This is a genomic window from Streptomyces sp. NPDC059668 (assembly GCF_042734135.1).
Lineage (GTDB): Bacteria > Actinomycetota > Actinomycetes > Streptomycetales > Streptomycetaceae > Streptomyces.
The window spans coordinates 26608-40432 of the sequence record NZ_JBHWEL010000001.1 but is presented as its reverse complement, the minus strand read 5'-3'; the positions used below and the strand labels follow the sequence as shown (position 1 = coordinate 40432).

12 protein-coding genes are annotated in these 13825 nt (G+C 71.7%); 7 read left to right on the top strand and 5 right to left on the bottom strand.

The window, feature by feature from the left end; genetic code table 11:
- Positions 1-217 precede the first annotated feature (217 nt).
- The 5 genes from ACFV2J_RS00180 to ACFV2J_RS00160 are packed head-to-tail and all read left to right on the top strand — an operon-like array spanning position 218 to position 5786.
- Positions 218-1150 carry a hypothetical protein gene (locus ACFV2J_RS00180; protein ID WP_385436719.1) on the top strand — a complete coding sequence of 311 codons (933 nt, stop codon included), beginning with the start codon at positions 218-220 and terminating at the stop codon, positions 1148-1150.
- Positions 1147-1998 (top strand): hypothetical protein, encoded by an 852-nt coding sequence (locus ACFV2J_RS00175; protein ID WP_385436717.1) that lies wholly within the window; start codon positions 1147-1149, stop codon positions 1996-1998. The genes ACFV2J_RS00180 and ACFV2J_RS00175 overlap by 4 nt, the downstream gene beginning before the upstream one ends.
- On the top strand, positions 1995-4214 hold the full coding sequence (locus tag ACFV2J_RS00170; protein WP_385083182.1) for an isocitrate/isopropylmalate family dehydrogenase: 2220 nt from the start codon (positions 1995-1997) through the stop codon (positions 4212-4214). The genes ACFV2J_RS00175 and ACFV2J_RS00170 overlap by 4 nt, the downstream gene beginning before the upstream one ends.
- On the top strand, positions 4211-4909 hold the full coding sequence (locus ACFV2J_RS00165; protein ID WP_385083184.1) for an RraA family protein: 699 nt from the start codon (positions 4211-4213) through the stop codon (positions 4907-4909). The genes ACFV2J_RS00170 and ACFV2J_RS00165 overlap by 4 nt, the downstream gene beginning before the upstream one ends.
- A complete protein-coding gene (locus ACFV2J_RS00160; protein ID WP_385083185.1) occupies positions 4896-5786 on the top strand; it encodes a DUF6282 family protein in 891 nt (296 codons plus the stop codon). Before ACFV2J_RS00165 ends, ACFV2J_RS00160 begins: the two co-directional genes overlap by 14 nt.
- A 316-nt stretch (positions 5787-6102) precedes the next feature.
- Here the strand turns inward: ACFV2J_RS00160 and ACFV2J_RS00155 are convergent, their stop codons facing one another.
- From ACFV2J_RS00155 to ACFV2J_RS00135, 5 genes are all read right to left on the bottom strand, one after another.
- Positions 6103-6345, bottom strand: coding sequence for a DUF397 domain-containing protein (locus tag ACFV2J_RS00155; RefSeq protein WP_168526326.1), 243 nt, complete (start codon positions 6343-6345; stop codon positions 6103-6105).
- An 83-nt stretch (positions 6346-6428) separates the two neighbouring features.
- Positions 6429-7595, bottom strand: coding sequence for a thiolase domain-containing protein (locus tag ACFV2J_RS00150; protein ID WP_385083186.1), 1167 nt, complete (start codon positions 7593-7595; stop codon positions 6429-6431).
- Entirely contained in the window at positions 7592-8647 is a 1056-nt protein-coding gene (locus tag ACFV2J_RS00145; protein ID WP_385083188.1) for a thiolase domain-containing protein, read from the bottom strand. The genes ACFV2J_RS00150 and ACFV2J_RS00145 overlap by 4 nt, the downstream gene beginning before the upstream one ends.
- Complete coding sequence (locus tag ACFV2J_RS00140; RefSeq protein WP_385083189.1) at positions 8648-9589, bottom strand: Zn-ribbon domain-containing OB-fold protein; 942 nt, start codon at positions 9587-9589, stop codon at positions 8648-8650.
- Positions 9590-9639: 50 nt separating this feature from the next.
- Positions 9640-10440, bottom strand: coding sequence for a crotonase/enoyl-CoA hydratase family protein (locus ACFV2J_RS00135; protein ID WP_385083190.1), 801 nt, complete (start codon positions 10438-10440; stop codon positions 9640-9642).
- Positions 10441-10617: 177 nt separating this feature from the next.
- Here ACFV2J_RS00135 and ACFV2J_RS00130 point away from each other — a divergent pair, with 177 nt between their 5' ends.
- Positions 10618-12291, top strand: coding sequence for an acyl-CoA synthetase (locus tag ACFV2J_RS00130; protein ID WP_385083192.1), 1674 nt, complete (start codon positions 10618-10620; stop codon positions 12289-12291).
- A gap of 214 nt (positions 12292-12505) precedes the next feature.
- Positions 12506-13810: a phenylacetate--CoA ligase PaaK gene (paaK, locus tag ACFV2J_RS00125; RefSeq protein ID WP_385083193.1), complete on the top strand. Its 1305-nt coding sequence runs from the start codon at positions 12506-12508 to the stop codon at positions 13808-13810.
- Positions 13811-13825 lie beyond the last annotated feature (15 nt).

The following is a 13825-nucleotide window of genomic DNA, read 5'->3' as shown; positions in this document are numbered from 1 at the left end:
CCGGCCCACGCCTCGCCGATGCGCTTTCCGGCTGAAAAGTATGGGCAGTTGAACCGTGAAGTTCGCCAACGGGGTGATGTGATGTGGGATGCCGCTTGCGGAAAATCCCACCGGAATAACAGCGTGTCGAATCCCAGACAATCCGTCGCGTCATGTCGCGACGGATTCACACGCGCCTGTCACCCCGCCAACTGCATGCGCCATACATGGAGGGGTAATGATCGTCAATCTTGATGTGACGCTGCGCGACGGGGGCTACCGCAACAACTTCGACTTCCCGCTGGACTACGCACTCCACCACGCGCGTGAGAGCGTCGCCGCCGGCATGCAGTGGGTCGAGATCGGCTACCGCAACGGCTCGTTCAAACCCAAGCCCGGGATCGGCCGCACCGGCGTGGGCGCCGACGACTACATACGCGCGGTCGCCGAGGTCGTCTCCCCCGACCGTCTCTGCATGATCCTGCACCCGAAGAACATCACCGAGGACGACCTGCCGCGCATGTACGAGGCCGGCGTCCGCCTCATCCGGTTCTGCCTGCCCTCCGGCGCGCCGGAGCACGGACTCGCCCTGCTCTCCCAGGCCGACGGCCTGGGCTTCACCACCACCGTCAACATCACCCGCGTCAGTCAGCTGGACCGGCGCCGGCTGGTCGAACTCGCCGCGCTGTCCGGCGACGCCGGCGCCGACGTGGTCTACCTGGCCGACTCCAACGGCAGCATGCTGCCCCGCGAAGTGACCCAACTGGTCACCCTGGTCCGCTCGGTGACCGACGCGGCCATCGGTCTGCACGCACACAACAACCTCGGCCTCGCGCTGGCCAACGCCATCGCGGCCGTCGACGCGGGAGCCACCTGGATCGACTCCTCCATCCTGGGCATGGGCAAGGGCCCGGGAAACCTGGTGACCGAGCAGTGGCTGGCCTACCTCGGCCGGCGCGCCGACACCGACGCGTACGACCTCGGCCGGATCCTCAGCCTCGCCCACCTCATGGAGTCCCGGATCGCGGAAGCCACGCCCTCGCTGCCACTGCCCGACCTGGTCCTGGGGCACTTCGACCTCTCCGTCGAGGAACGCGCCAAGCTCCCCGTGGACCGGATCGGCGACACCTTCTCGGCCGCCCGCGAACTGACCGCGGCGGGCGCCCGGTGACCTCGTATCCCCCGGGGCCGGCGCTCACCGCCGCGCCGGCCCCGGCCCTCGCCGTGCTGGGCGACGCCGACGCACCGCGCCACGCGGTCGTCCTCGCGCCCGTCCTGCCCCGCTGGGACCACGGCTCGTTCTTCCACCAGGTCGCCGAACCGCTGCTCACCTCGGGACACCGGATCACGGTCTACGACACCCTGTCCTTACTGCGCGACGGTGACGACCTCAAAGCCCTCGTGGGCCGCTGGGGACGCCACCTCGCACCGCACGCCGACGGTGCGCACGGCCCGTCTCCGACCGTGGCCCCCGACCTGCTGGTCGGCAACGCCCTGGGTGGCGCCGTCGTCCAGGCCCTGCTCACGCACGAGTGGACCCGTCACGCCAAAGTGCTGCTGCTCTCCGGCCCCACCGTCGCCGACGACGAGCTGGACACGAAACTGGAACGGATCGCCGCCGCCGTCCAGGCCCAGGGCCTTCCCTCGGCGCTGCGACTCCTCGAAGAGGCCGTCCGCGGCCCGGGGCCGCGACCCGGCGCCGCCACCCTTCCGCGCACCGGGCCCGATGCCGGCCAACCCGCTGATCCTGAAGACGAGTCGGCGGGCCGGCGGCTGTCCGCCGGCCTGCGGCTGCTGCACGGGGCCGATCTCCGTGACGCGGTACGGGACTTCCCGGGCGACCTCCTGCACGTGTACGGCGAACGGTCGCTCCTCGTCCAGCGCAAGCACCTGGCCACCGGCCCCGGCCCGCGGCACCACCTGACGGGCGTGCCGCAGGCCGGAATGCGCCCCCACGCCGACCGGCCGGCCCTCACCCGCGACACCATCGCCCGCTTCCTGAAAGCTGAACACTCATGAACCGCAAGACCGTCGCAGTCCTGCCCGGCGACGGAATCGGACCGGAGGTCCTGGACGCCGCGCTGCCGGTGATCGGGGCACTCGGTCTGCCCGTCGACCTCGAATTCGGTCACATCGGATGGGAGTACTGGCGGACCGAGGGCAATCCCGTCCCCGACCGCACCTGGGACCTGATCGGCCGCAGCGACGCCGTGCTGCTCGGCGCCACCACCAGCAAGCCACGCCGCGAGGCCCTCGCCGAGCTGGCTCCCGAACTGCGCGCGGCCGCCCCGCAGTACATCTCGCCCATCATCCAACTCCGCCAGCGTCTCGACCTGTTCGCCAATCTGCGGCCGGTGGAGAACTACCTCGGCGGTGGCACCCCGTACCGCTTCTGCGTGGTCCGGGAGAACACCGAGGGCCTGTACGCAGGCCTGGACTGGAACCACGTACCGGACGAGATGTGGCCCCTGGTCGCCGACCACCCCAACGTCCGCCGCGGCGGCCGCCAGGACGCCACGGCCAGCGTCCGGCTGCAGACCTCGCACGGCCTGGACCGCATCCTGCGCTTCGCCTTCGAGACCGCCCGCGGCCACGGCTACGAACGGGTCACCCTCGCCGACAAGCCCAACGTCCTGCGGCACAGCAGCGCGTACGTCCTGGAACGGCTGGAGGCGATCGCCGCCGACTACCCGGAGATCCCCTTCGAGGTCCTCAACGTCGACGCGGTCGCCCTGTGGATGGCGCGCCGCCCGGAGCGCTTCGGCGTGATCGTCGCCGAGAACATGTTCGGCGACATCCTCTCCGACCTCGGCGGCGGCGTGATGGGCGGACTCGGCCTGGCGCCCAGCGCCAACATCGGTGAGGCCGGCAACTACTTCGAGCCGGTGCACGGCAGTGCCCCCGCGATGGCCGGACACGGGCGCGCCAATCCCGTCGCGGCGTTCCTCACCATCGGCCTGCTGCTGGAGCACCTCGGCTTCGAGCACGAGGCGCGTGGCCTCCGGGACGCCGTCCGCCATGTCACCCGCCGGCGCGACCGGGTCACCTACGACCTGGGCGGCGGCGCCACCACCACCGAGGCGGCCCAGGCGGTCATGAACGCCTGCCGCGAGGTCCCGTGCGCCCCGACCTCAGCCGTCGTCACCATCGGGGACGAGCTGCTGCGCGGTGATCTGGACGACTCCAACGCCCGGGTCGCCTCGCGGATGCTCGCCGAGCGCGGCATCCCGGTCCGCGTCCGCCACACCGTCGGCGACGACGAGGCCGGCATCGCCGACGCCATCCGCCCCTCCCTGGGCCGCGACGACGTGATCGTGGTGATGGGCGGCCTCGGCCCCACCTCGGACGACGTGACCCGCGGTGCCGTCGCCCGCGCGCTGGGACGCCCGCTCGAACACCGCGAGGAGGCGTGGCAGGGGGTCGTGGACCGCCTCACCCGGTTCGGCGTCACCGTCCACGACGACAACCGCCGTCAGGCGCTGTTCGCCGAGGGCGCCGAACTGCTGCCCAACCCCAACGGTTCTGCCTGGGGCTGCCGGACCGAGGCCCAGGACAGCACCGTGATCATGCTCCCCGGCCCGCCGCGTGAATGCCTTCCGATGCTGGAGTCCGTGCTGCGCGACGGCCTGTCGCACCTCCCCGACCCGCCCGAGGTGACCGCCGTCTTCCGCCGCACGCTCGGCCTCATCGAAGCGGACGCGGCGGCCCTCGTCGACGAACTCGTACGGGACAGCGGTGTACCGGTCAAACCCGCGTATCGCTGGCACTACCCGTACGTCGACATCCGGCTCGGCTGCCCGCCCGAATCCGCCGACGCCCTGGCCGAGCGCCTGGACACGGCGCTCGCCGACCACATCGTCACCGACCGGGACCGCACCGCCGTCCAGGAGCTGGCGCTCCGGCTCGACGAGCGCGGCCTCGTCACGGACATCGACGACCGGCTCACCGGGGGCGTCCTCGCGGCCGAACTGACCCGCGCGCGCCGGAGCGGCGAGGGCTCGGGCTCGCTCAGGGTCTCCCTCTCCGGCGTCCGGCAGGACGGGGGCCGTACGACCTACACCGGAACCGTCACCATCACCTGCGTCGTCCACGACGAGACCGGCGAGCGCGCCTACACGTCGACCGTCCCCCATCGCGGGCCCGAAGTCACCACCTACTACACCGAGTTCGCGGCATGGTCCGTCACCCGGCACCTCACCGGCCGCTCCCACCCGTTCACGGAGGAATCCGCATGACCACCGCCGCTCCCGCGGAAACCGAAGCGCTGCGCGAACGCGTGTCCGGGCTGGACACGGCCGCCCTCTCGGACGCCATGGACAGCCTGCGCCTCCCTCCCGGCGTGCTGCCCGGCATCGCGGCGCGCACCCCCGGCAGCATGGCCTGCGGACCCGCCTTCACCGTCCGCTACCGCGCCGTGGACGACGACACCGGCTTTCGCAACGCGGCCGACTACCTCGACGAGGTGCCATCCGGTTCGGTCGTCGTCGTGGACAACGGTGGCAGCCGCACGTGCACCAACTGGGGCTCCCTCCTCAGTTCCGTCGCGCTGCGCCGCGGCGTCCGCGGAACGGTCGTGCACGGCTCGGTACGCGACGTGAAGGAGAGCCGCACCGCCGGGTACCCGCTGTTCAGCACCGGTGTGACGATGGTCAGCGGCAAGAACCGGGTGGTGCTGGACCGTACCGGCGCCGAGGTCGACATCGCGGGTACGCGCGTCCGCCCAGGCGACTGGATCGTCGCCGACGACAACGGCGCGCTACGCATCCCGGCCGGACTCGTCGAGGAGGTCGTCCGCCGCGCCGAGGCCGTGGAGCGTACGGAGTCCCGTATCCGGGCCGCGGCGCTGGGCGGCGGCCGGCTGGACGAGGCGCGCGCCCACTTCGGCTACGCGCGTCCGTGGGAGGACAAGGGTGACCATGACGACCACTGAAGCCCCCGGGCTGCCCAGTCCCTCGCCCTTACCGCACGCCGACTTCATCGACGTCCACTACCACGTGGGTCCGGACGCGTATCTGCGCCGCCACACCGCCGTCACCGCCGGTGCGCTCTACGCCCGGCACGGGGGTTGGGTCGTCCTCAAGAACCACCTCGGCTCGACCGCGGCCCAGGCATGGGAGGCCCGCCAACAGGGGTTGCCCGTCTCCGGCTCGATCGTCCTCAACGCCCTGGCGGGCGGATTCGACGCGCGCTCCGTGGAACAGGCCGTCATCCAGCACGGCGAGGACAGCGGACTGCGCCTGATCGTCCATCTGCCCACGGTCACCGGCCGCACCCACCGCAGCCGGCTGACCCGCACCCCCTCCCATCCGCTCCTCGCCGGGGGCCTGCGCCCGCTCACCGTCGCCGACGACAGCCGGGTGCTGCGCACGGAGGTCCGCGAGGTCCTGCGCGCCGCACGGGATCTGCCGGTGGTCGTCTCCACCGGCCACGCCGACGCCCACGAGGTGCGACTCCTGGTCGACGAGGCCGTACGGCTGGACCTGCCACGCCTGATGCTCAACCAGCCCGCCAATCCGATGACCGGGCTGACCTGCAAGGATCTCGTGGAGGTGGCCGCCGCCGAGCAGGTATGGACGGAGCAGACCGCGCTCACCCGGCTCCTCGAATACCAGGACCCGACCGACTTCGCCGACGTCCTGTCCCTCCTCCCGAGGGTCGTCTACAGCTCCGACCTCGGCCAGCCGTCCCAGATGGACATCGGGCCATGGCTGGAGTGGAGCCGGTCGTCCTTCCGCCGGGCCGAGTTGACTCCTGAACGGATCACGGAGATCACCCGCACCGAGCCCCTGCGGATGCTCGGCCTGTGACCGCGTCCCCGGTCCTGCCCCACATGTGGGCGGGAGGCCGCCGCCCCCACCGCCTGCCGGTGCCGGACGCGACCGGAACCTGACGACGCGAGAGTGGCCGGGCGGCCGGTGGCGGGGTCGACAGGCCGGAGCGTGTCGCCCCCGGTGCGGGCGCGCCCGGTCGAAGGGCCCCGCGGGGAACGGCCCTTCGCGGGCGGCGGCCGTTCCCGGTCAGGCGCGGAGGTGCCGGCCGTCTCCCGGGTCCGGTGCGGGTCGGCACCGGCCGGGGGACGGGGTCACCGCTCGCGTGTTCGTTCTCCTTGTGCCGGGTGTCCGCTCAGGTCAGGTCGAACTCGCCCTCGCGGGCGCCCGACACGAACGCGCCCCACTCGGCGGGTGTGAAGATCAAGGAAGGGCTCTCGGCGCGGCCGCTGTTGCGCATCGCGATGAAGCCCTCGACAAAGGCGATCTGGACGTCACCTCGCCCTCGGCTGCTGGACTGCCATTCGGCCTTGCTCAGGTCCAGCTCAGGCTTGTCCCAGCCCGCGAGCGGGTGTTGCTCGATGGTGCTCTCGGCCACGTCCGTGCTCCTCCCGGTTCGTCGTCCGCCGCCAGCCTAGCGATCGGTTCCGGTGGCGGACAGGCCACGTGAGGGGGACGCTTTCAGGAGCTGGGCGGCTCGGCCCCGACGAGCCACATCGAGAAGAACTGGGAGCCGCCTCCGTAGGCGTGTCCCAGTACCCTGCGAGCCCCTTCCACCTGGTGTTCTCCCGCCTGTCCGCGTACCTGGAGCGCGGCTTCCGCGAAGCGGATCATCCCGGAGGCGCCGATCGGATTGGTGGAGAGCACACCGCCCGACATGTTGACGGGCAGGTCCCCGTCGAGCTCGGTCACCCCGGATTCGGTGAGTTTCCAGCCCTCGCCCTCGTCGGCGAAGCCGAGGTTCTCCAGCCACATGGGTTCGTACCAGGAGAAAGGTACGTACATTTCCACGGCGTCGATGTCCCGGCGCGGGTCCGCGATGCCCGCCTGCCGGTAGACGTCGGCCGCGCAGTCCTTGCCCGCCCGCGGTGACACGCAGTCCTTGCCGGCGAACAGGGTGGGCTCGCTGCGCATCGCGCCGCCGTGCAGCCACGCGGGCGGGCGGGGTGAACGGGCCGCGCCCGCGCGGTCGGTGAGGATCATGGCGCAGGCGCCGTCCGAGGACGGGCAGGTCTCCGAGTAGCGGATCGGGTCCCAGAGCATCGGGGAAGCCTGGACCTTCTCCAGGGTGATGTCGTGCTCGTGGAGGTGCGCGTAGGGGTTCTTGAGCGCGTTGCGGCGGTCCTTGTAGGCGACCAGGGAGCCGACGGTGTCGGGGGCACCCGTCCGCCGCATGTACGCGCGGACGTGCGGCGCGAAGAAACCGCCCGCGCCGGCCAGCAGCGGCTGCTGGAAGGGGACAGGCAGGGACAGGCCCCACATGGCGTTCGACTCGGACTGTTTCTCGTAGGCCACGGTCAGGACGGTGCCGTGGACGCGGCCCGCGACGAGGTTGGTGGCGACCAGGGCGGTCGAGCCGCCGACGGAGCCGGCCGTGTGCACGCGCAGCATCGGCTTGCCGACGGCGCCGAGCGCGTCGGCGAGGTACAGCTCCGGCATCATGACGCCCTCGAAGAAGTCCGGCGCCTTGCCGATGACGACGGCGTCGACGTCGGACCACGTCAACTCCGCGTCGTCCAGGGCCCGTCGGGCCGCCTCGCGGACCAGGCCGGCGATCGACACGTCCCGCCGGGCCGCCACGTGCTTGGTCTGGCCGACGCCTACGACGGCCACGGGCTCCTTGCTCATCGCGGATCCCCTTCGAGTACGGCGACCAGGTTCTGTTGGAGGCAGGGCCCCGAGGTGGCGTGGGCGAGCGCCCGGTCGGAGGTGCCCCGGTGGATGCGCGCGGCGGCCTCCCCGATGCGGACGAGCCCGGCGACCATGACCGGGTTGGCCGCGAGCGCTCCGCCGGAGGGGTTGACGTCCACGTCGCCGGCGAGCCGCAGCGCCTTGCGCAGGACCACCTCCTGGGAGGTGAAGGGGGCGTGCAGCTCCGCGGTGTCGACGGGCCGTTCGAAGGCCCCGGCGCGCTCGGCGGCGAGGCGGGTGGACGGGGAGTCGGTCAGATCGCGTACGCCGAGACCATGGGCCTCGATGCGGTGGTCGATGCCGCGGATCCAGGCGGGCCGCTCGCACAGCTCGCGGGCCCGCTCGCCGGCCGCGAGGATCACCGCGGCGGCGCCGTCCCCGACCGGCGGGCAGTCACCGGTCCGCAGCGGACGTACGAGGTAGTCGCCCTGGTCCACCGAACCCCGCAGCTGTGCGTGGGAGTTGGAGGAGGCCGAGGTACGGCTGCGGGACGCGACAGCGGCGAGCGCGGGTTCGTCGGTGTCACCCGCGTCGATGAGCGCCCGCGCCTGGAGTGCGGCGAGCGCGACGGAGTCGGGCCACAGCGGGGCGACGTAGTACGGGTCGAGCTGCCGGGTCAGGACGTCCCGTACGGAGCCGGGCGACGACTTCCCGTACGCGTAGACGAGGGCGGTGTCGGCGTCACCGGTCAGCAGCTTCGTCCAGGCCTCGTACAGGGCCCACGCCCCGTCCATCTCCACGTGCGACTCGGAGATCGGCGGCCAGGCGCCCACCCCGTCGAGCGCCATGGTGAAGGAGAAGGCGCGGCCCGCGAGGTAGTCCGTCGAACCGGAGCAGGTGAAGTCGATGTCGCTGGTCTTCAGGCCGGTCCGGTCCAGTACCTCGTGCAGGACCGGCATGAGCATCTCCACCTCGGAGAGCTCGTCGCTGGTGCGCCGGTGGTCGGTCTGCCCGAAGGCGACCACGGCGACGTCCCTGATGGGCCGCATCTACAACAGCTCCTTGTACGTCTCGTAGTCCGCGTCGGGTTCGCCGGACGGCCGGTAGTGGTCGGGGTGGCGGCCGTCCCGTGTCCACACCGGCTCCACCCGCAGCCCCATCCGCACCTGGTCGTAGGGGATGCCGCCGATCCGGCCGTGCAGGGCGAGGTCGGCGCCGTCGAGGGCGATGTGGGCGTAGACGTAGGGCACTTCGATGTCGAGGTTCCTGGCCTTGATGTTGACGATGCAGTACGTGGTGACCGTGCCGCGCGGTCCCACCTCGACCTGCTCGGCGGTGGCGACCCCGCAGGTGGGGCACGCGCCCCGGGGCGGGACGTACACCTTGCGGCACAGCGGGCAGCGCTCCCCCACGGTGCGCCGCTCGGAGAGGGCCTCGATGTAGGCGCTCTGGGCGCGGCCGGGCGTGTACACGTAGTCGAGGCGGGCGGGGGCGACGATGCCGGTCACCATGTCGGCGAACCGGCCGTCGTGACCGCCGGGTCGGCCCGGATCGCCGTCGTACGGTTCGAAGCAGGCGATGTCCGTGATGGCACCGGAGCGTTCGCCGGCCCAGCGGACGCGCACCCGCATCCCGGTGCGCACGGCGTCGGGGCCGGGAGCGTCCAGGGCGTGCAGCAGGGCGGTGTCGGCGCCGTCGAGCCTGACCAGGACCCAGGCGAAGGGCGTGCCGAGCGGCTGGCCCCGGCGCGGGGCGTGGTTCCAGGCCCAGGTGGTGACGGTGCCGGTGGGGGCGACCTCGACCAGGTCACGGAGTTCCTCGGCGGTGACGGGGTCGTACTCCACGGGCGGGACGAGCGTCCTGCCGTCGGTGGTCCGTACGCCGAGGACCACCCGCTCGCGCAGCCCGGTGAGGAACGCGCTCTGCACGGGGCCGAGCGAGCGGGTGAAGGGGAACTCGACGACGAGGGGGGCTTTGAGGACTTCGGGCATCCCGGATGTCTCCTTCGGAGGTCAGGCGCGCCCGGGCGGGGGCTCGGGGGTCAGGCGCGCCGGTAGACGGGCGGGCGCTTCTCGGTGAAGGCCCGGGAACCCTCCTTGGCGTCGGCGGTGTCGAAGATCGGCCAGCCGCGCGCGAGTTCGGCGGCGAGGCCCTCGGTCTCGGTCATCCCGGCGGTCTCGTACACGGACGCCTTGACGGCCTCGACGGCGAGGGGGCCGCAGGCGTTGACCCGTTCGGCGATCTCCAGGGCCTCGGTGAGCGCCGTTCCGTCCGGCACGACCCGGCCGACGAGACCGATGCGGGCGGCTTCCGCGGCCGAGTAGGGGCGCCCGGTCAGGAGCATCTCCAGGGCGTGTGTGCGCGGGATCTGGCGTGGCAGACGGACGGTGGAGCCGCCGATCGGGAACAGCCCGCGCCTGACCTCGAAGAGGCCGAAGAGCGCCGACTCCCCCGCGACACGGATGTCGGTGCCCTGGAGGATCTCGGTGCCGCCCGCGACGCAGGCTCCCTCGACGGCGGCGATCACCGGTTTGCGGGGACGGTGGTGGCGCAGCATCGCCTTCCAGTGCAGATCGGGGTCGGCTTTCAGCCGGTCGCGGTACTGCTCGCCCGCCATGCCCTTTCCGGCCAGGGCCTTGAGGTCCATGCCCGCGCAGAAGGCACCGCCCGCACCGGTGAGGACGATCGAGCGGATCCCGTCGTCCGCGTCGGCCTCGGTCCAGCCGTCGTACAGGCCGACCAGCATCGGCAGCGAGAGCGCGTTCTTCGCCTCGGGCCTGTCGAGCGTGAGCACCAGCGTGGCGCCCTCGCGCCGCACGGTGAGGTGTTCCGTCCCACCCATTGCCGTCCTCCCGTCGCAGGAACGAGAACAGGTTGCAGGAGGCGCGGAGTCAGTACAAGGGTTTTCTGACAGACAGTCAGATTTCTTCTGCGCGGGCCCTTCCCTGTTGTGGCGGGCTTTGCTCTGATGACCGTCGAGCCGAGGGGCGGCCCCGGACGTTCGGCGTCAGGAGGAGCGGTGGAGTACAACCTTGCCGACCTGTTCGAGTCGGTCGTCGACGTGGTCCCCGACCGCGAGGCGCTGGTCTACCTCGACCATCCCGGGTCGGGCGCGGAGCGCCGGCTGACGTACGCGCAACTGGACTCGTCGGCGAACCGCATCGCCCATCACCTCATCGACAGCGGCGTACGCCCCGGCGAGCACCTCGGGCTGCACCTGTACAACGGCGTCGAGTACGTGCAGACCGTGCTGGCCTGCCTGAAGGCGCGGATCGTGCCCGTCAACGTCAACTACCGCTACGTGGAAGAGGAATTGGCCTACCTCTACCAGGACGCGGATCTGGTGGCCCTGGTCTTCGACGCGGAGTTCGCCGACCGGGTGACGGCGGCGCTCCCGCGGGCCCGCGCCCTGCGCCATCTCGTGCGCGTGGGCCCCCTCGCGCACGGCTCCGCGACGGGTGACGCGCCGGCCGCTCCCGCGCCCGTCCGTCCCGGCCCCTCGGCTCCCGCCCCCGCCGTCGTGGACTTCACGGACGCGGAGGCCGCCGGGTCCCCCGGGCGGGGATTCGCGCCGCGCTCGGCGGACGACCAGTTCATCATCTACACCGGCGGCACGACCGGGATGCCCAAGGGTGTCATGTGGCGGCAGGAAGACCTGTTCTTCGCGGGCCTGGGCGGCGGCGCCCCGACGGGCGAGCCGGTCGCGAAGCCGGAGGAGCTCGCCGAGCGGGTCGCGGCGGGCGGCGAGGGCATCACGTTCTTCCCCACTCCCCCGCTGATGCACGGCACCTCGACGCTGACCGCCTTCATCGGGTTCAACTTCGGCCAACGGGTGGTGATCCACCGCAAGTTCGTGCCCGAGGAGGTCCTGCGGACGATCGAGCGGGAGCGGGTCACCAGCGTGTCCCTGGTCGGGGACGCCATGCTGCGCCCGCTGATCGACGCGCTGAAGGGGCCCATGAAGGGCACGGACTGCTCCTCGATGTTCAGCGTGTCGTCCTCGGGCGCCATCATGTCGGAGACGGTGCGCGCGCAGTTCCAGGCCCTGGTCCCGAACGTGATGCTGCTCAACAACTTCGGCTCGTCGGAGTCCGGGTTCAACGGCACGGCCACCGCGGACTCGGGGCCCGCCAGAGGCTTCCGTGTACGTGTCAACTCCCGTACCCAGGTGGTGGATCCGGCCACCCACGAACCGGTCACCCCCGGTGAGCCGGGACGCATCGCACAGCGCGGCCATGTACCGCTCGGCTACTACAACGATCCCCGGAAGACCGCCGAGACCTTCTTCCACAAGGACGGCGAACGATGGGTCCTGCTCGGCGACATGGCGACCGTCGACGAGGAGGGCGTCGTCACCGTCCTCGGCCGCGGCTCCCAGTGCATCAACACCGGGGGCGAGAAGGTCTACCCGGAGGAGGTCGAGCAGGCCCTCAAGTCCCATCCGGACGTGTACGACGCCCTCGTCGCCGGGGTGCCGGACGAGAAGTGGGGCAACCACGTCGCGGCGGTCGTGCAACTGCGCGAGGGCGCGCGCCGGCCGTCCCTGGAGGACATCCAGGCCCACGTCCGGGACCACCTCGCCGGCTACAAGATCCCCCGGCAGCTGGTCATCACGGACACCATCCAGCGGTCCCCGAGCGGCAAGGCCGACTACCGTTGGGCCCGCTCGGTGGCGGCGGAGGCCGGGGGCTGAGCCCCGCACCGCCCTCACCTCCCGCACGCCGCGCACGGACCCCGGCCCGGCTCCGACTCGGCTCCGGCTCGGCCTCGGATCTGGGCTCGGACTCTCCAAGAAACTGGACGCCGACCCCTTGCACGAGACGGACCAGCCTGAATTACTGATCCCGAACAGCTCGACCGAATGATCGGTCGCCCGGATTGGTACGGTTGGTGAGGGAGGAGTCCCCATGGCGGATTCCACGGTGTCGAAGGACCTGCTGGACGCGGGAGAGCGGCTGGACGCCGACGCGCTGCGGGCGTTGCAGGAGGAGCGGCTGCGGGCGTCGTTGCGGCACGCGTACGAGAACGTGCCCTTCTACCGGGAGTCCTTCGACAAGGCGGGCGTACGGCCGGACGACTGCCGCTCCCTGTCCGACCTGGCGCGTTTCCCGTTCACGACGAAGGCGGACCTGCGCGAGAACTATCCGTACGGGATGTTCGCCGTGCCCCAGGAGCGGATCCGCCGCCTCCACGCGTCGAGCGGGACCACCGGGCGCCCCACGGTCGTCGGCTACACGGACAACGACCTCTCCATGTGGTCCGACATGGTCGCCCGTTCGATCCGGGCGGCGGGCGGCCGGCCGGGCGACAAGGTGCATGTGGCGTACGGCTACGGTCTGTTCACCGGCGGTCTCGGCGCGCACTACGGCGCCGAACGGCTCGGCTGTACGGTCATCCCCGCGTCCGGCGGCATGACCGCACGCCAGGTCCAGCTCATCCAGGACCTGCGCCCCGACGTCATCATGGTGACCCCCTCGTACATGCTCACCCTGCTCGACGAGTTCGAGCGGCAGGGTGTCGACCCGCGTGGCACCTCGCTCCGGGTGGGCGTCTTCGGCGCTGAGCCGTGGACGGAGGCGATGCGGCGCGAGATCGAGGAGCGGTTCGCGATCGACGCCGTGGACATCTACGGCCTGTCGGAGGTGGTGGGCCCGGGCGTCGCCCAGGAGTGCGTGGAGACCAAGGACGGGCTGCACATCTGGGAGGACCACTTCTACCCGGAGGTCGTCGACCCGATCACCGGCGAGGTGCTGCCGGACGGCGCCGAGGGCGAGCTGGTGTTCACCTCGCTCACCAAGGAGGCCATGCCCGTGATCCGCTACCGGACGCGGGACCTGACCCGGCTGCTGCCCGGCACCGCCCGCGTCTTCCGGCGGATGGAGAAGATCACCGGCCGCAGCGACGACATGGTGATCCTGCGCGGGGTCAACCTCTTCCCGACCCAGATCGAGGAGATCGTGCTGCGCACACCGGGCGTCGCGCCGCACTTCCAGCTCCGGCTGACCCGCGAGGGTCGTCTGGACGCGCTCACCGTACGGGCCGAGGCACGGCCCGGCGCCACCCCCGAACTCCGCGAAGCGGCCGCCCACTCCATCACGGCGGCCGTGAAGGACGGGATCGGGGTGTCGGTCACCGTCGAGGTCGTCGAGCCGGAGTCGCTGGAGCGGTCCGTGGGGAAGATCCGGCGGATCGTCGACCTGCGGGAGCGCTGAACCGGGTCCGCCGTC